At 66.4% G+C, this 16750-nt stretch carries 13 protein-coding genes; 11 read left to right on the forward strand and 2 right to left on the reverse strand.

Annotated features, from left to right (window positions below):
- Positions 1-235 precede the first annotated feature (235 nt).
- The 9 genes from VHP37_32420 (at position 236) to VHP37_32460 (ending at position 10089) form a co-directional block, all read left to right on the forward strand.
- Positions 236-1903: a glycosyltransferase family 39 protein gene (locus VHP37_32420; protein HEX2831085.1), complete on the forward strand. Its 1668-nt coding sequence runs from the start codon at positions 236-238 to the stop codon at positions 1901-1903.
- Positions 1900-2283, forward strand: a complete 384-nt coding sequence (locus VHP37_32425; protein HEX2831086.1) for an SMR family transporter — start codon at positions 1900-1902, stop codon at positions 2281-2283. Before VHP37_32420 ends, VHP37_32425 begins: the two co-directional genes overlap by 4 nt.
- Entirely contained in the window at positions 2273-3448 is a 1176-nt protein-coding gene (locus VHP37_32430; protein ID HEX2831087.1) for a DegT/DnrJ/EryC1/StrS aminotransferase family protein, read from the forward strand. The genes VHP37_32425 and VHP37_32430 overlap by 11 nt, the downstream gene beginning before the upstream one ends.
- A complete protein-coding gene (locus VHP37_32435; GenBank protein ID HEX2831088.1) occupies positions 3445-4416 on the forward strand; it encodes a glycosyltransferase in 972 nt (323 codons plus the stop codon). The genes VHP37_32430 and VHP37_32435 overlap by 4 nt, the downstream gene beginning before the upstream one ends.
- Positions 4413-5342 (forward strand): formyltransferase, encoded by a 930-nt coding sequence (locus tag VHP37_32440; GenBank protein HEX2831089.1) that lies wholly within the window; start codon positions 4413-4415, stop codon positions 5340-5342. The genes VHP37_32435 and VHP37_32440 overlap by 4 nt, the downstream gene beginning before the upstream one ends.
- 14 nt (positions 5343-5356) lie before the next feature.
- On the forward strand, positions 5357-6460 hold the full coding sequence (locus VHP37_32445; protein HEX2831090.1) for a bifunctional UDP-4-keto-pentose/UDP-xylose synthase: 1104 nt from the start codon (positions 5357-5359) through the stop codon (positions 6458-6460).
- Between the two features lie 14 nt (positions 6461-6474).
- On the forward strand, positions 6475-7392 hold the full coding sequence (locus VHP37_32450) for a 4-deoxy-4-formamido-L-arabinose-phosphoundecaprenol deformylase (protein HEX2831091.1): 918 nt from the start codon (positions 6475-6477) through the stop codon (positions 7390-7392).
- Positions 7393-7554: 162 nt separating this feature from the next.
- Positions 7555-9279 (forward strand): phosphoethanolamine--lipid A transferase, encoded by a 1725-nt coding sequence (locus VHP37_32455; GenBank protein HEX2831092.1) that lies wholly within the window; start codon positions 7555-7557, stop codon positions 9277-9279.
- Positions 9280-9282: 3 nt separating this feature from the next.
- Positions 9283-10089, forward strand: a complete 807-nt coding sequence (locus tag VHP37_32460; GenBank protein HEX2831093.1) for a phosphatase PAP2 family protein — start codon at positions 9283-9285, stop codon at positions 10087-10089.
- Between the two features lie 27 nt (positions 10090-10116).
- On the opposite strand, the gene VHP37_32465 is transcribed toward VHP37_32460, so the two are convergent.
- Positions 10117-11571: a sensor histidine kinase N-terminal domain-containing protein gene (locus tag VHP37_32465; protein HEX2831094.1), complete on the reverse strand. Its 1455-nt coding sequence runs from the start codon at positions 11569-11571 to the stop codon at positions 10117-10119.
- On the reverse strand, positions 11568-12251 hold the full coding sequence (locus VHP37_32470; protein HEX2831095.1) for a response regulator: 684 nt from the start codon (positions 12249-12251) through the stop codon (positions 11568-11570). Before VHP37_32470 ends, VHP37_32465 begins: the two co-directional genes overlap by 4 nt.
- Positions 12252-12409: 158 nt before the next feature.
- On the opposite strand from VHP37_32470, the gene VHP37_32475 reads away from it, so the two are divergent.
- Together VHP37_32475 and VHP37_32480 are read left to right on the forward strand one after the other, a co-directional pair.
- Positions 12410-13576 (forward strand): efflux RND transporter periplasmic adaptor subunit, encoded by a 1167-nt coding sequence (locus VHP37_32475; protein HEX2831096.1) that lies wholly within the window; start codon positions 12410-12412, stop codon positions 13574-13576.
- 1 nt (position 13577) lies between these two features.
- Entirely contained in the window at positions 13578-16694 is a 3117-nt protein-coding gene (locus tag VHP37_32480) for a CusA/CzcA family heavy metal efflux RND transporter (protein ID HEX2831097.1), read from the forward strand.
- The last annotated feature ends 56 nt before the right edge of the window (positions 16695-16750 follow it).

Genomic DNA, 16750 nt, shown 5'->3' on the forward strand with positions numbered 1-16750 from the left:
CTTGTCCCGCTCACACGAGCGCGATCACGAGCCGTTTATGGCGAGCGCGCTAACGGATGTCCTGCGGGTGGTAAGGGAAAACCCGCGCATCATGCGGCGCGTCGGTGAACGCATGTTCACGCCGTATTAACGAATCATTGACAGACGCGCCGGTATCCTCCCGGCATACCGTTGGGGGAAGGCCGGCTTCGTGATACCAAACCGTGGACGCTTGACAGGCGCCCCCCTCCTGCTCGTGAACGTCGACCGAACGGGCCTGCGCGTTTATCGTGCACGGCGTGCATGGCGCTATGTCGCGCCCGCGCTGATCATGCTGGCGTTGTGGTGCGCGCTGCTCGAGCGCCGCGCGCTCTGGGAACCGGACGAAGCGCGCTACGCGGAGATCCCGCGAGAGATGGTCGCCACCGGCGACTGGACGACGCCCCGCCTGAACGATCTCCTCTATTTCGAAAAGCCGCCGCTTCAGTACTGGGCCACGGCCACGGCCTACACGTTGTTCGGTCAGCGCCACTGGACGGCCCGTCTTTGGATCGCGTTGACGGGACTCGCCGGAGCTCTGCTCGTCCTGCATGCCGGCCGCAAACTTTATTCCCCCACTGCGGGTGCCGCGGCAGCGGTCATCCTCGCGAGCAGCCTTCTGTATTTCGGGATGGGGCACATCAACACGCTCGACATGGGGCTAGCGCTGTTCACGTCGATCACGGTGCTCGCGCTGGCGCTCGGATTGCGGGACGACGCGGGCGAGAAGGAACGCGCCGTGTCGGTGTACGCGGCATGGGGTGCCGCGGGGCTCGCCGTGCTGAGCAAAGGCCTCGTCGGCATCGTGCTGCCTGCAGGCGCTCTCGTCGGCTACTCGCTGCTGTACCGCGACGCCTCGGTATGGAAGAAGCTCTCTCCACTCCGCGGCGCGGCGCTGCTGCTCGCCGTGTCGGCGCCGTGGTTCATCGCAGTATCGCGCGCCAACCCCGACTTCGCTCAATTCTTCTTCATCCACGAGCACTTCACTCGCTTCACGACACACGAGCATCACCGCGTGCAGCCGTGGTTCTTCTTCGTGCCGGCACTCCTCGCCGGCACGCTGCCCTGGATCGTGCCGATGATTGCGGGCTGGATGCGCGGACTCAGGCGGGACGCGGGCACGAGGTTCCAGCCTTCGGCCTTCCTCGCGATTTGGGCCTTGGTCGTATTCGTCTTTTTCAGCGCATCGGGCTCCAAGCTCGTTCCATACATCCTTCCGATGTTCCCCGCGCTCGCGCTGCTCGCCGGACGCTATGTTTGTGAGGCAAACCCCGCGCGCATCGGACGCGCCCTCCTCGCGAGCTCGCTCATACCCGCCGCCCTGCTGGCGCTCGCGCCTGTGGTCCTGTCGCGCTACCCGCAACTCATCGACAGCGCCGGATCCCGCAGCGTCACGGTCTACGCGCTGAGCGCGGCCGCGCTATGGGCCGCAGGCGGCGTCCTCGCCCTGATGATGGCGAGAAGGGGTGACGTCCTGCTCGGCGTGTTCCTGCTGGCGCCCGCGGCGATGGCGGCCTACCAGGTGCTGCTGCTCGCCGCACCCGTGCTGGCGCCCGCCAAATCGACCCTGGAGCTCGCGCAAAAGATCCGTCCCCATCTCACTGGAGAGACTCGTCTGTATACGACCGATACGTATCCCCAGTCCCTGCCGTTCTACCTCGGGCGCACCGTCACCGTTGTCCACGTCAGGGGCGAGCTCGACTTCGGTCTGACGCACGAACCGGACAAGACCATACCCACGATCGAAGCTTTCCGCGACGTGTGGCCGCGCGAGCGCGACGCGGTGGCCGTCATGACCCGAGCGACCTATCGCGAGCTCGCGGGGAGCGGGCTGCCGATGACGGTCATCGCCGAAGACGTCGCGCGCGTCGCGGTGCGCCCATGAACGCCGCGTCCTTCTCGCTGATACTTGCTGGCGTCGTCCTCAATGCCGGCGCCCAGTTGCTGCTCAAGGCAGGTGCCGTTCGCGTCGGACCGCTCGATCTGCATCTGGGCAGGCTCGCGTCGGCCGCGGTCGAGCTCGCGTCCTCGGGCCCGATACTCGCCGGGCTCGCGTGCTACGGCGTGAGCGTCGTGCTCTGGATAGCTGCGCTCACGCGAGTCGAAGTAAGCCTGGCCTACCCGATGCTGTCGATCGGTTACGTCATCAACGCGATCGCCGCGTGGATGTTGTTCGGCGAATCTCTGAACGGCATGCGCGTGGCGGGCATCGGCGTCATCATCGTCGGAGTTTTTCTGCTGGCAAGGAGCGGGCATGGCGCGTGACATCCCGCCGGCAGCGCCCACCGCGTCGTTCCTTCAGTTCGCCCGGCCGGACATCGACGAAGACACGATCGCAGCCGTCGCCGACGTACTGCGTTCCGGATGGATCACCACCGGGCCCCGCACTGCGGAGTTCGAGCACGCGCTCTCAGACTATTTCAGCGGGCGCACCGTCCGGACATTCACCAGCGCGACCGCGGCCCTCGAGGTCGCGTTGCTGGTCGCCGGGATACGCCCCGGCGACGAAGTGATCACCACCGCCATGAGCTTCGCCGCGACCGCCAACGTCATCCTGCGCGTCGGCGCGCGGCCGGTGTTCGTCGATGTCGATCTCGCCACGCGCAATATCGATCTCCAGCAGGTCGAGGGCGCGTTTACCAGCCGCACCAGGGCGATCATGCCGGTGCACTTCGCCGGGCGCCCCGTCGACATGGACCGGCTATATGCGCTGGCGAAGCGCCACCGCGTGCGCGTTATCGAAGACGCGGCCCATGCGATGGGCGCCTCGTGGCGCGGAAAGCGCATCGGCGCGCTCGGCGACCTGGTCGTGTTCAGCTTCCATCCCAACAAGAACATGACCACGATCGAAGGCGGCGCCCTCGCGCTCGACGATCCGGACGAGGCGCGTCAAGTCGATCTGCATCGCTTCCATGGCCTCCAACGGACGGCTGCGGGAGAGCTCGACGTCGAGCTTCCGGGAGGCAAGTTCAATTTTTCGGATGTGGCGGCCGTGATCGGCCTCGGGCAGCTGCGGCGGCTCGATGCCATGAACGCTCGGCGCAGGCACCTCGCGGCGCGCTACTTCGAGCGGCTTGCGGACGAGCCCTCGCTCGCCCTGCCGGCGCGCGCCGACGACGGCCATTGCTGGCATATTTTTACGCCGCTGCTGGCGGAGGACGCGCTCGGGCTCACTCGCCAGGAGTTCATCGGCCGCATGCGCGACCGCGGCATCGGCGTCGGCGTGCATTACCCGGCGATACCGGGGCTCACCCTGTACCGGCGCCGGGGCGACGAGCAGCACGCCTGCCCCAATGCCGAACGCATCGGGCGCGAAACGGTGAGCCTGCCGCTCTTCCCCGCGATGTCCGACGCGGACGTCGATCGCGTCTGTGACGCCGTGCGCGAAGTGTCGGCGACGGCGGCGGCGCGACGAGCGAGGCGCGCGTGAGACGCCCGTCGGTTTCGGTCGTGATACCGGTCTACGACGAGGAGGCCGTGCTGCCGCGGCTCTTCGAGCGTCTGTATCCCGCACTCGACGCACTGGGCTGTCCGTACGAAGTGGTCTTCGTCGATGACGGAAGCCGCGACGGCTCGGCGGACCTGCTGCGCGCGCAGTACGCACGCCGGCGCGACGTGACCCGAGTGGCGCTGCTCGGATTCAACGTCGGCCAGCACATGGCGATACTCGCCGGCTTCGCGCATGCACGCGGCGCGCGCATCGTCACGCTGGATGCGGATTTGCAGAACCCGCCGGAGGAAATCGTCAGGCTGCTGGAGACGATGGACAGGGGCCACGACTACGTCGGCGGCGTGCGGGTGGACCGGCACGACAGCCGGTGGCGCACCCACGCGTCGCGCGCGATCAACTGGCTGCGCGCGCGCACCACACCCATTCGGCTGACCGACCACGGCTGCATGCTGCGCGCCTACGACCGGCGAATCGTCGACATCATCCTGCGCTCCGGGGAAGCGAACATCTTCATACCCGCCCTCGCTTACAGCTACGCCCGCAAGCCCGTCGAGATCGAAGTCGCCCACGCCGAGCGCGCCGCAGGCGCGTCGAAATACTCGCTGCTGAGTCTGGTACAGCTCAACTTCGATCTGATGACCGGCTTCTCCGTGGCCCCGCTCAGGATTTTCTCGCTTTTCGGCATGGCGGTCTCGGTGCTATCGGGCGTGTTCGTCGTCTATCTGTTTCTGCGGCGGCTATGGATAGGCCCCGAGGCCGAAGGCGTATTTACGCTCTTCGCGTTGCTCTTCCTGTTGATGGGCATCGTCCTCTTCGCGGTCGGTCTGCTTGGCGAGTACGTCGGCCGTATCTACGAGCAGGTGCGGGGACGTCCGCGCTATCAGGTGCACGAGCTGCTCGAAGCCGGAAGCGAAACGGCCGCACAGAAAGTGGAGGCGCTGCGATGACGAGCGCAATCGTTTTCGCCAATCACGACGTCGGGGTGCACTGCCTCGCGGTCCTGCTCGCGGCGGGCGTGGACGTGCGGCTCGTCGTCGCTCATGACGAGGATCCGCGGGAGTCGCTCGCTTTCGCCAGCGTGATCGGCGCCGCCGTCGCCCAGGGAATCGAAGTCGCGCTGCCGGACGATCCCAACGCCGAGACCTTTGCGCGGCGCATCGAGCGGCTAGCGCCCGATTTCATCTTTTCCTTTTACTACCGGCGCCTGCTGGGCGAGCGCATCCTTCGCGCCGCGAAGGTTGCCGCCCTGAACATGCACGGTTCGCTCCTTCCGGCTTATCGGGGACGGGCGCCGACCAACTGGGCCGTGATCCGCGGCGAGAGTATCACCGGTGCGACGCTGCACCACATGATCGCGGCCCCCGACGCGGGGGACATCGTCGATCAGCAGCCCGTGCCGATACTCCCCGACGACACGGCTTTCGACGTGTTCGGGAAGGTTACCGTCGCCGCCGTGCTTGTTCTTTGGCGCAGCCTGCCGGGGCTGCTCAACGGCACCGCGCCGCGCGCGGCGCAGATGCCGGAGGCGGCGAGCTACTTCGGGCGGCGCCGCCCCGAGGACGGCCGCATCGACTGGCGCGCGGATGCGAAGACCGTGCACAACCTCGTGCGCGGCGTCGCCCCACCCTACCCCGGCGCGTTCACCGATATCCGTGGACGACGCCTGCGCGTGCTCAAGACCGCGCTGGAGCGCTCTCGCGCCGCACGTAGCGCATCCGCCTCGATCTACGTCGAAGGCGATGTGTGCTTCGTCGACTGCGCGGGGGGCGGCGTGTTGCGACTCGTAAACATCGAACTTGACGGACAGCCGCTCTCGCCCGGCGCGCTTGGCGGAGTACTCGGACTCGTCGGCGCGCTCGCGCTGGAACCCTAACAGAAGACAGGCAGATGAAGAAGATTCTAGTTCTCGGCGTCAATGGGTTTATCGGGCACCATCTGGCGCGCAGAGTGCTCGCCACGACGGACTGGTCGCTGTACGGCATGGACATGCACAGCGACCGGGTCGAAGACTTTATTGGAGACCCGCGTTTCCATTTCTTCGAAGGCGACATCACGATCAATCACGAGTGGATCGAGTACCACGTCAAGAAATGCGACGTCGTGCTTCCGCTGGTGGCGATCGCGACCCCGGCCGACTACGTCACTCGCCCCCTCGACGTATTCGAGCTCGACTTCCTCGCCAATTTGCCGGTCGTCAAGGCCTGCGTTCAGCGCGGCAAGCGGCTCGTGTTCCCTTCGAGCTCCGAGGTGTACGGCATGTGCGCCGACGAACATTTCGACACCGAGCGCTCCAATCTGGTGCTCGGACCGATCGACAAGCAGCGGTGGATCTACTCATGCTGCAAGCAGCTCATGGATCGGGTTATCTGGGGATACGGGGCCGCCGGAAAGCTCGATTTCACGCTGTTCCGTCCCTTCAACTGGGTCGGCCCTGGGCTCGACGATTTGCACGCCGCCAAGGAGGGCAGCTCGCGCGTGATCACCCAGTTTCTGGGACACATCGCTCGCGGAGAAGACATACGCCTGGTCGACGGCGGAGCGCAGCGCCGCAGCTTTACGGCCATCGAAGACGCCATGGATGCCCTGATGGCGCTCATTGCGAACCGTGAGGGCGTGGCGAGCGGGCGCATCTACAACATCGGCAATCCGCAGAACAATTTCTCCATACGCGAGGTTGCCCACATGATGCTCGAGCTTGCCCAACAGTTTCCGGAGTGGCGCGAGCGCGCCCGCAGGGTTCGCACCGTCGACGTCTCGGCCGCAGCATATTACGGGACCGGCTACCAGGACATGACTCATCGCAGCCCCGACATCGGGCCGACCTGCGCGGACCTGCAATGGCAGCCGCGGATCAGCCTGCGCGAGACGCTGACGCGGCTGTTCGATCATTACCGCGCGCAGTTACCCACCGCCGGACAGTTGCTGGACAGCGCCGACCCCCCTCAGTACGACCAGGAATCCCGACGCGCCCTGAGCTACGCCTCGTCATGACGAGGCGCAAGCCCATGCTCGGGCTCAAGGTCGACGTGGATACGCTGCGCGGCACCCGCGTCGGCGCGCCGCAGCTCGCGCGCATGCTTTCCGCCGCCGGCGCGCAGGCAACGTTTCTCTTCAGCGTCGGCCCGGATCGTACCGGCCGCGCCATCCGGCGCGTGTTAAGACGCGGGTTCATCCACAAAGTCGCGCGTACCTCCGTGCTCGAGCACTACGGCCTGCGCACGCTGCTGTACGGCACGCTGCTGCCGGGCCCGCACATCGGGCGCGCATGCGCGAGCGAGCTGCGTGCGATACGCGCCGACGGATTCGAGACCGGGCTGCACGCATACGATCACGTCGAATGGCAGGACTTCGTCGCGCATCGGGACGCTGCGTGGGCCGCTCTCGAGTTACGCCGCGGTATTTCCGCTTATGTCGACGTCTTCGGCCATGCGCCGAAGGTGCACGGAGCCGCCGGGTGGCAGATAACGGCGGCCGGTTTCGAAGCCGAGGCAATGTGCGATTTCGACTATTGCTCGGATACCCGCGGCGCTCATCCCTACCTGCCTGTGATCCCGGGCGCAACCGCGGTGTGCGCACAGTTGCCGACAACACTGCCTACTCTCGACGAGCTGATCGGCGTCGATGGCCTGACCGCGCTGACTGCGGTCGATCGTCTGCTGGCGCTCACCGCGGAGCCGCCGCGTCACGGCCACGTCTTCACGCTGCATGCCGAGCTCGAAGGCATGCGCCTGAACGCGGCATTCTCCAGGCTGCTCGACGGGTGGCGCGCGCAAGGTTACGAGCTCGTCGCGCTGCGTGAGATGTTCGCCGCGTTGGATATACGCACGCTTCCCCGGCACGCCGTGAAGATGGCGCCCATCGAAGGTCGAAGCGGGTCGCTCATGCGGCAGGGGGCCGCAGTCGCGGCGCCTCAGGTGAATTGATACGGGGTTGTCGCAATCTCTCGCGACGCCAATCCACAGCTTTACGCGCCATAAGTCAAGGCTTTCGAGCGACTTTAACGCCCCGTTCACGCGGCGTTGACGCCGGCTTCACAAAGGCATTGGTACTCTTGTCGCCCCGCCTGATCCTCGCGAAAAGTTGCCGTGCCGCAAGAACGCATTTCTGGTCGTTTTGCCCGCTTTTCGCTAGGGCGACATCTCCCCGTAGTCGACTTGCCTCTTCCATTGTTGAACCTGGGCGTCGCGCTGTGGCTGCTTGCGGCGCTAAACGTTCCGTTTTGGCGGTCGCTTTGGATGGCGACACAGGGATGGGATCCAACCCGCGCCGTTTATCTGTTGTCGCTGCCCGTATTCGTCGTGGTTTGGGTTTGGCTGCTTCTGGAATGTCTTACCTGGGGACGAGCTGCCAAACCAGTGCTCGGCGTCCTGTTGGTGCTCTCCGCGGCCGCGGCGTATTACATGAGCGCCTACGGGGTGGTGTTCGACCGCGCCATGATCACGAACATCGTGGAGACAGACCCGGCCGAGGCTGCCGAGCTGCTGAACGCCCGCATGGTCGGGTGGCTGCTCTTTCTTGGTATCGCGCCCTTAGGGCTATTGGCTCGCGCGCGCGTGCGGCGCCACGGGTGGCGCCGACAGATTCTCGTCAAAGCGACGACCATCGGCGTGCTGATCTGCGCAATCGCCGTGTTGGTCGCGCCCTCCTTTCAATCTTACGCGGCGCTCTTGCGCAATCATCGAGAACTGCGCCTCAGTCTCGTGCCCGCGAACTACCTGGCCGCGGCTCACAGCTACCTCAGGACGCAACTGAGTACCCCGGATCGGCTCGAGGCGGTCACCAACGATGCGAAACGCGCATTGGCGCCCGAGCCCGGCGCCAAACCGACTCTGACCGTGTTGGTCATCGGCGAAACCGCGCGCGCGGCGAACTTTCAGCTGAACGGCTATTCCCGGCCGACCACGCCACGGCTCGCGGCGGAGACCGACCTCATCCATTTTCGTGACGTGAGCTCCTGCGGCACGTCGACGGCGGTTTCGCTGCCCTGCATGTTTCTCGACGTCGGTCGATCCGGGTTCAGCGATACGCTTGCGCGGCGGCGCGAGAATCTCCTCGACGCGCTTCAGAGGGCCGGGTTTGATGTCCTGTGGCGCGACAACAACTCCGGCTGCAAAGGCATCTGTGATCGCGCGCCGTCGGAGGATCTCACCCGCGCCGTCGATCCAGCGCTATGCGGCAGCGGCGAATGCTATGACGAAGTGCTGCTGACCGGGCTGCAGGACAAGCTGGACGCTTTCAAACGCGACACGGTCATCGTGCTGCACATGAAAGGCAGCCACGGCCCGGCCTACCACCTGCGATACCCGCCTGCGTTCGAGCGCTTCAAACCGGTCTGCCGCGACGCGCAATTCGACCGTTGCGAGCGCCAGGCGATCGTGAATGCTTATGACAATACGCTCTTGTACACGGACTACGTCATTTCGCGCACGATCGAGCTGTTACGCCGGAACTCCAACCGTTTCACGACTTCCCTCGTATACGTGTCGGACCATGGCGAATCGCTCGGGGAACGCGGACTCTACTTGCACGGAGTGCCGTACGCCCTTGCGCCGGCGGAGCAGACGCACGTGCCGCTCCTGATGTGGTTCTCGGCAGAAGCCCAGAAGCGCTTTGGAGTCGACATGGCGTGTCTGCGCCATAAAGAGGGCACTCCGGCCTCACATGACAATCTTTATCACTCGACGCTCGGGCTGCTCGAGGTGCAAACGCGAGTCTATCGCCCGGACCGCGACCTGTTCCGCAGCTGTCGCACCCGAGAATGGGAGCTCGAAGCGCGGGCTGAGCAGCCACGTCGCGTCGTTTTGCAGTAAGGAATGGTGCCGCTCAGCGCAAAATCGCCCGCGCGCGGGCGCTACCGCGAGCTCGTCAGCTCGGGAGCTGAACCGGTTTACGCGCGCGCGCCGGCCGGATGGCTCGCGATCCCCGCGGCGATCGCGTGCGTGTTGCTTCTGCTTGGCCAGGCGACGGACTTCGATCTACTCGTTACCCGCTACGTCTTCAATGCCCACACGGGCGAATTTCCACTGCGCCTGAATTTCTGGTTCGATGTCGTCCTGCATCACTGGACGAAATATATCGTCATGACGGTCGCGGCTCTGACGATAGCGGGTCTCGGGCTGACTTTCATGCTGCCCCCATTGAAGGTTCACCGGCGAGTGTTGACGTTTCTGGCGCTTGCGCTGTGTCTCGCCCCGCTCAGCGTCAGCATCGCGAAAACCACCAGCGCTCGCCATTGCCCGTGGGACGTCATCGAGTTTGGGGGAGACGTGCCCTACGAACGCCTCTTCGAGCCCAATGCCGTGGGCGTGGACCCCGGCCGCTGTTTCCCTGCCGGGCACGCGTCGACCGGCTTCGCGTTGATGGCGTTCTATTTCGCGGCATACAGCCGCCGCGCTCGTAGGGCTGCGCGCAATTGGCTGCTCGCCGGCATCGTCGCAGGCGTTGCCTTGGGCCTGGGGCGTGTCGTGCAAGGCGCCCATTTCATCTCTCATGTGCTCTGGGCAGGACTTCTATGCTGGATTGTGATGGTCGCGCTCTATCGAGTGTGCCTGTCCGGCGCGCCCAGTCGCGACGCGGCGATCGCGCTTCGTATCGTGGATGAGGGCGGCCTCACGCCTTGACCTGGATCGTGGACGCGCGAGGCAGCCTCAGGCGGCACCGTTGCCGAGACTATGACCAGCAGCCGGCGCGCGCCCCTGTCCTACATCAAGCGGCGACCGGGACAAGCGCACGCGGAATACCGCACCGCCTCCGAGCCGCTCCTCCACGCTGACGTTTCCGTGGTGTAACCGGGCGATCTCTCGCACGATCGCAAGCCCCAGTCCCGAGCCGCCGGGAGGGCTTCCGGGAAGCCGATGAAAGCGCTCGAAGATGTCCGCGCGTTCCGCAGGCGCGATGCCCGGGCCGTCGTCCTCGACCGAAATCTCGGTCGCGTCACCGCAGTGGAGCCTCACGGTGATCGCACCGCCCGCTCTCGCTCCGTAGCGCAGCGCGTTATCGATGAGGTTATTGAGCATCTCGGTGAGCAGCGCCTCATGCCCGACGACCTCGCAGCGCCCGGCCTCGCCGACGAACCCGAGATCGACGCTGCGCTGGAGCGCTTCGGGAACCCATTCGCGGCAGACGTTCTGCACGAGTTGCGACAGGTCGAGTGGAGCGATTACGTGTCGCGGGTCGTTGCCGGGCTCGGCGCGAGCGAGCGTCAGTAGCTGGTTCACGAGCCGGATGACTCGCCGGGCCGACGATTGAAGCTGCGTCAGAGCCGGGGTGATGCTCTCGACGTCGGCGGCGAGGAGCGCGCGCTCGGTCTGCGCCGCCAGCGCGGCGAGCGGGGTGCGCAGTTGGTGCGCCGCTTCGGCGATGAAGCGCTGCTGCGCCTCCTGCGAGGCCGAAAGGCGCTCGATGAGGTCATTCAGCGCATCGACGAGCGGCTTTACCTCGTCGGGGGTGCGCGCTTGTGTGACGGGCCGCAGATCGCCCCAGCCTCTACGTCCGAGCGCCAGGGCGAGGTCGCCGAGCGGGGCGAGACCCTTGCGCACGCCGTAGCCCACGATCGAGGTGACGATGACCACCGCGAACACGAGCGGCAGGACGACTGTCCAGATGAGCCGTTCCGACAAGCGTCTGCGCTTGATGAGCGTCTCGGCGTAACGCACGGTGGCGGCGGGACGGCCGGCACCGGTGAAGATCGCGTAGGTAGCGACCCGAACGTGGTCGCGCGCGATCTGCGCATCGTAGAACTGCACCGGCGCGTCCTTCGACGGCGCCGCCGGCGGCGCGGGAACCGCGGCGTTGCCGGCGATCGCCGCGTCGTTCCCGTCGAGCACGGTGAAAAACACGCGGTCGTACGGATCGGCCAGCAGGATGTCCCGTGCGGCCTTGGGGAGGTCGAGCGACGGCGCCGCAGCGCTCAGGTGAATTTGCTGCGCGAGCGAGCGCGCGGAATCGAACAGCGCGCTGTCGTACGCTTCGGTCGCCGAACGCCACGCCACCGTATACGACAGCGCGCCGGCCGCGGCGACGACGAGCAGCATCGGCGGAATCAGCGCCCACAGAAGCTGCCGGCGCAGCGTCGGGCCGCGCGCGGCGCCGGCGCCGCTCAACTGTGCGCGCCCTGTTCGGCTGCGCGGAGCAGATAACCCAACCCGCGAATCGTCTTGATCTCCACACCAGCGCCTTGCAGCTTCTTGCGCAGGCGGTGCACGTGGATCTCGATCGCGTTCGAGCTCACGTCCTCATCCCACTGGTAAAGGCTCGCGATCAGCGCGTCCTTGCTGACGACGCGCCCTGAGCGCGACGCGAGCACTTCGAGCACTTCGAATTCGCGGGCCGAAAGGTCGAGGCCCGCGCCGTCGAGCAGCGCGCGGCGCCCGCGCAGGTCGACGGAGAGACGCGCCAGCTCGATGCGGTTATCGGCGAGCCCCTGAGCGCGCCGCACGAGCGCACGGATGCGGGCTTCGAGCTCCCCCATCTCGAAAGGCTTGACGAGATAGTCGTCGGCGCCGAGGTCGAGGCCGTGGATGCGATCGTGCACCCCATCGCGTGCGGTAAGCACGAGCACCGGCACGCTCGATCTGCGCCGGCGCATCCGCCGCAACACCTCGAAGCCGTCGAACACCGGGATCTCGATATCGAGGATGGCGAGGTCGTACTCTTCTACGGCGAGCGCCTGGTCTGCCTGCTCGCCGGTGGCCATGCAGTCGACCGCGTAGCCGAGGCTGCGCAGCGACGCGGCCACGCCGTCAGCGAGGATCGCGTCATCTTCGACCAGTAGTATGCGCACGGCGGCATCATCATGGCTTGCCCCTGACGCGTCAATGCCCGGCGTAAGGACCGCTGCAAGATTCGCGAAAGGAATACCCGGTTATCCTGCCGCCCCTTCGTCCCTGACGCGGCCCGGCTGCCGTTGCGGGTGGACGAAAGACCCGCAGATCACGGCTCATGACGTCCCGCATCCTCGCCACAACACTCACCTGCATCGGGCTTGCCGCGCTGTGCTTTGCTGCCGGCTCGCTGTGGCAGCGGGAGCGCACGACCGCGGCAGCGCCCGCGCCGGTGCAGCATGAGCTCGCAGGTCCCGACTCGCGCACGGCGCGCTTCGCGGCGGATTCACCGCAGCTTCAGTTCATCAAGACCGAGCAGGTGGTCGCACTGCCTGAGCCGCTGCTCGATCCGCTCAACGGCCGTGTCGCTTACGACGAGAACTACACGGCGCGCGTGACCTCGCCGATCGCCGGCCGCGTCACGCGCATCGAAGTGCAGCCCGGTGACCGAGTCGGCGCGGGATCGCCGCTCGCGTGGATCGATGCGCCGGATTACGCAACGGCTTCGGCCGATCTCGGCAAAGCGCAAGCCGACGTGCAGCAGAGGACCCGTGCTTACGCACGCGCCAAAGAACTGCTGGAAGGTGGCGTCGTGCCGCGCAAGGACGTCGAATCGTCCGAGACCGACCTCAGACAGGCCCAGACCGAGCTGCGCCGCGCCGATCTTCGCCTCCGCAACCTGACGGCGGGCACGCGCGCGCCCAACGACGGCAAGCTCTCGCTGCGCTCGCCGATCGCCGGCGTGGTGGCGGACCGCAAGCTCAACCCCGGCGCGGAAGTGAGGCCCGACGCACCCGATCCGCTTTTCATCATCACCGATCCGGCGCACGTCTGGGTGATCGTGGAGCTGCCGGAGCGCTTTCTCGGCAAGGTCGCGGTGGGCCAGACGGTCTCGGTGGAGACCGACGCGTACGCCGGCGTCGACATCAACGGCCGGATCGCGTCGATCGGCCAGGTGCTCGATCCTGCGACACGGCGCGTCCAGGTGCGCTGCGTCGTCAACAACCCGCGGCAGTTGCTCAAGCCCGAGATGTTCGCGCGCGTCATCCCGCTGCGCGACGAGCGCGAGAAGCTCGTCCGGGTACCCAACACGGCGCTCATCAGTCAGGGACTGTACAGCTTCGTCTACGTCGAGACGCAGCCCGGCGCCTTCGAGAAGCGGAAGGTGACGCTCGGCCTCCAGGGCCGCGATCAGAGCTACGTCCGAGCCGGTCTTGTAGAGGGCGAGCGCGTAGTGGCGAGCGGGACCCTGCTGCTCGAGTCAGAGCTCGCGTCGCGGAACTGACGTGCTCGATCGCATCATCACCTTCGCTCTCCAGCAGCGCGTTTTCGTGGTCGCGGCGGCGCTGATCGTCGCCATCGCCGGCTGGCGGGCGTGGCAAGACCTCCCCGTCGAGGCCTTTCCTGATGTGCAGGACGTCCAGGTCATCATCATCACCCAGGCCCCCGGCAAGGCCCCCGAGGAAGTCGAGCGCAGCATCACGCTCCCCATCGAGCTCGAGATGGGCGGCGTGCCGCGCATGACGCAACTGCGCTCGGTGTCGATCACGGGGCTCTCGGTCATCACGCTCACGTTTTCGGACAATACCAACGATTACTTCGCGCGCGCGCAGGTGCTGGAACGGCTGCAGGGGGTCGCCCTGCCCGCCAACGTGCAGCCGACGCTGGCGCCGCTCACGAACGCCATCGGTGAGATCTACCGCTACGTCATCGAAGCGCCTCCCGGCATGCCGCTCTACGAGGTGCGGGCGGTCCAGGACTGGATCATCCGTCCCGCGCTGCGCCGCGTCAGCGGCGTCGCGGACGTGGTGAGCTTCGGCGGAACGATCAAGGAATACCAGGCGAAGATCGACCCGTCGCAGCTACGCAAATACGGCGTGACGATCGACCAGGTCTCGGTGGCGCTCGGCGCCAACAGCGCGAACACCGGCGGCGGCCTGCTCGCGCGGGGCGAGGAGGCCCTCGTGATCCGCAGCGTGGGCATCTTCGAGAGCATCGACGACATCGCCCGTGTCGTGGTGGCGAGCCGCGGCGGGAGGCCGATCGTGGTGGGCGACCTCGGCACGGTCGAGGTCGGCTCGCGCGTGAGGACCGGCATCGTCGCGTTCAACGAGCGCGCCCAGGTCGTCCAGGGCGTCGTGCAGATGATCAAGGGCCAGGATCCCGCAAAAGTCGTCGACGAGCTCAAGCGCGAGGTCGAGCGCGTGTCCGGGCGTCTGCCGCCGGGCGTGAAGATCCATCCGTTCTACGACCGCACCGAGCTCGTGAAGCACACCGTCCATACCGTCACCGAGAACCTCGCGATCGGCGCCGCCCTCGTCGTGGCGGTACTCATCATCTTTCTGCGCAACGGGCACGCGGCGCTGGCGGTCGCGGTGGTAATTCCGCTCTCGCTGCTGATCGCGTTCTCGCTGATGGACGCCAAAGGCATCGCGGCCAACCTCATTTCGCTCGGCGCGGTCGACTTCGGCATCATCATCGACAGTGCGGTGGTTCTCGTCGAGGCGCTGATGGTGCGCCTCGCGCTCACCGGCCACGACGACAATCCCGCGCACTCGGGCTACGGCTGGCGGCTGCATACGCTCAAAGCCGTGACCCTGGAGATGGGCCCGCCGATCCTCTTCTCCAAGGCGATCATCATCCTGGCGTTCCTGCCGATCTTCACGTTCCAGCGGGTCGAAGGGAAGATCTTCGCTCCGATGGCGTACACGCTGTCGTTCGCCCTGCTCGGCGCCATCGTGCTCACGCTCACGCTCGTTCCGGCGCTCGTCAGCTTCTCGCTGCGATACACCGATTTCGCCGAGAAGCACTCGCGCTGGATGCATGCGCTGCAGACGCGCTACCGCAGCTTCCTGCAGAGCACGTTCCCGCGGCGCATCGCCGTCACGGCCGCGAGCTGCGTCGCGCTCGCGATTGCGCTGGCGCTCGCGCCGAGGCTGGGCAGCGAGTTCCTCCCGAAGCTCGATGAAGGCAACATCTGGCTCACGATCACGCTGCCGCCTTCGACGAACATCGACACGACCAAGGCGATCGAACAGCACGTTCGCAGCATCCTGCGCGGTTATCCCGAGGTGAACAGCATCGTGACGCAGATCGGCAGGCCCGACGACGGCACCGACCCGAAAGGGCCGAACAACGTGGAGATCATGGCCGACCTCAAGCCCCGCGACACGTGGCGCTTCGCGCGCAAGGACGACATGATCGCGGACATGACCGCGAAGCTGAAGGTCATTCCGGGACTGCCGACCAACTTCTCGCAGGTGATCGAAGACAACGTCAACGAGGCGCTGTCCGGCGCCAAAGGCGAGATCGTCGTGAAGGTGTTCGGCCCCAACCTCGAGATTCTCGAGCAAAAGAGCGAGCAGATCGCGCGCGTTCTCGCGGGCATCCGCGGCGCCGCGGACGTCGGCGCGTCCAAGGTCGGCGGGCAGAGTGAGCTCACGATCAATCTCGACCGCGCGCGCATGGCGCGGTACGGCATCAACGTCGCCGACGTCAACTCGACGGTCGAAGCCGCGCTCGCCGGCACGATCGTCAATACTTTCTTCGAAGGCGATCGCCGCTTCAACGTGACGGTCCGCCTTGCACCCGAGTTCCGCGACGCCGTCGACGATGTCGCCGATCTGCCCGTCGCTCTCCCCGGCGGCGCAGGCACGATACCGTTGGCGGCGATCGCGGACATCGCGGTGAAGCAAGGCGTCGGGCGCGTATCGCGCGAAGCCGGCGGACGCAACGTCGCGGTCAAAGCGAACCTGCTCGGGCGGGACCAGGGCAGCTTCGTCGACGAGGCGATGGCGAAAGTCGACGCGCAGGTGAAGCTGCCGGAGGGTTACTACATCACGTGGGGCGGACAGTTCGAGAACCAGCAGCGGGCGATCGCCCGGCTGAAAATCATCGTGCCCTTGTCCGTGCTCGGGATCTTCGTGCTGCTCTTCTGGGCGTTCAGGTCGATGAGGCAGGCGTTGCTGGTCGTGTCGATGATACCGTTCACGCTCATCGGCGGCCTCGCGGGCCTCGCCGTCGCGGGGCTGCACCTGTCGGTGTCGGCCGCGGTCGGATTCATAGCCGTTGCGGGGATCTCGGTGCAGAACGGAGTGATCATGGCTTCGCAGTTCAACGAGCTCATACGCAACGGCCGCAGCGTAGGCGTCGCGGTGCTCGAGGGCGCGGCGGACCGGCTGCGGCCGATCCTGATGACCGCGCTGATGGCGGGTATCGGCCTGATGCCCGCCGCGCTCTCGCATGGCATCGGCTCGGAGACGCAACGGCCGTTCGCCGTGGTCATCGTCGGCGGCATCGTATCGGCGACGCTGTTCACTCTCGTCCTGCTGCCGCTGTTGTACCCGCTCGTGGCGCGCGAAGAGCCGAGCGCCGTGACCGAGGGCGATTCGGTCACCGCGTAATTGACGCTCCCGCCATGGGCGTAGAAGCGCGCGTTCTCCGTATCCGCGAATGCCGG

It is taken from the genome of Burkholderiales bacterium, assembly GCA_036262035.1.
GTDB lineage: Bacteria > Pseudomonadota > Gammaproteobacteria > Burkholderiales > SG8-41 > JAQGMV01.

Coding starts and splice junctions, on each gene's coding strand:
- VHP37_32425 (HEX2831086.1), top strand. CDS start 1,900: ATGAACGCCGCGTCCTTCTCGCTGATACTTGCTGGCGTCGTCCTCAAT.
- VHP37_32430 (HEX2831087.1), top strand. CDS start 2,273: ATGGCGCGTGACATCCCGCCGGCAGCGCCCACCGCGTCGTTCCTTCAG.
- VHP37_32440 (HEX2831089.1), top strand. CDS start 4,413: ATGACGAGCGCAATCGTTTTCGCCAATCACGACGTCGGGGTGCACTGC.
- VHP37_32445 (HEX2831090.1), top strand. CDS start 5,357: ATGAAGAAGATTCTAGTTCTCGGCGTCAATGGGTTTATCGGGCACCAT.
- VHP37_32450 (HEX2831091.1), top strand. CDS start 6,475: ATGCTCGGGCTCAAGGTCGACGTGGATACGCTGCGCGGCACCCGCGTC.
- VHP37_32460 (HEX2831093.1), top strand. CDS start 9,283: ATGGTGCCGCTCAGCGCAAAATCGCCCGCGCGCGGGCGCTACCGCGAG.
- VHP37_32475 (HEX2831096.1), top strand. CDS start 12,410: ATGACGTCCCGCATCCTCGCCACAACACTCACCTGCATCGGGCTTGCC.